The sequence below is a fragment of the Rhizobacter sp. P3_B12 genome (assembly GCF_056402895.1).
Genome location: NZ_JBFUGN010001578.1, coordinates 1 through 835, shown reverse-complemented (window position 1 = coordinate 835; position 835 = coordinate 1). Strand labels below are relative to the sequence as shown.

At 58.7% G+C, this 835-nt stretch carries 1 protein-coding gene; it reads left to right on the top strand.

Translation table 11 applies throughout. The features are described from left to right. Positions 1-87: 87 nt before the first annotated feature. A complete protein-coding gene (locus AC1D01_RS36990) occupies positions 88-501 on the top strand; it encodes a DUF6193 family natural product biosynthesis protein (RefSeq protein WP_477874833.1) in 414 nt (137 codons plus the stop codon). The last annotated feature ends 334 nt before the right edge of the window (positions 502-835 follow it).

Genomic DNA, 835 nt, shown 5'->3' with positions numbered 1-835 from the left:
GGCGTTCAGCTTGCGAGGGGGCAGACTCCCAACGTCGAACTCGCCGCCTCAGCTATAGATTTCTGGATAGCCGGTCTATCAAACTCAATGGCCTTGGCGGCATCCTTCCCCTTCGTTTCAGTCGCCGAGGGTGCCGAAGCTTTTGAAAGCGGCAAGGCTACGCAGCGGGCTTGGGATACGTATCTCCAGCGGGTCCCGACGGATTTCCCTGAACTCGCAGTATTCATACGTCTCGCGTACGAGACCCCACAACTGAGACAGCTATTCCCTTTCACGAGCTTGTCGCGCTTGTGCTTCAGCAGGTGCACGGGCTATCCATACACCGAGGACTGCCCAGTGGTCGGGTGCACGCCCGAAGGCAAGCACACCGTGTCGATTCCAGGACGCAGTCTCCCTGCATCGGGTCTCACAGCGGACGAGGCTCTCGATTTGGTCCTGCGCAGCTTGCCTGAGAGCGTAGGTCCCGCCGTGGATGGAACGGCCGAAGACTTGTCTCGCTGAGCATGTAGCCCAACACTTCCATCAAGCGGTCTTCCCTGCTGAGGCCCGCTCATGACGGTCGTCTATGAGCGCTTTCGACCACCACGAGATGAGCTGATAGCCATGAGAGATTTCGCCAGTGTTGGAATGGCTCTGTCCCGTCTTCTGCCGGGCAGAGGGTCATTCGAAATCGTGCGCCTGCGGCGCCATGAGGAGGAGGCATGACCTTCTTGAAGGAGATTGGTTGGACGCTGTTTGGTCTCGGGCAGAGGGTCATTCGAAATCGTGCGCCTGCGGCGCCATGAGGAGGAGGCATGACCTTCTTGAAGGAGATTGGTTGGACGCTGTTTGGTCT

Coding starts and splice junctions, on each gene's coding strand:
- AC1D01_RS36990 (WP_477874833.1), top strand. CDS start 88: ATGGCCTTGGCGGCATCCTTCCCCTTCGTTTCAGTCGCCGAGGGTGCC.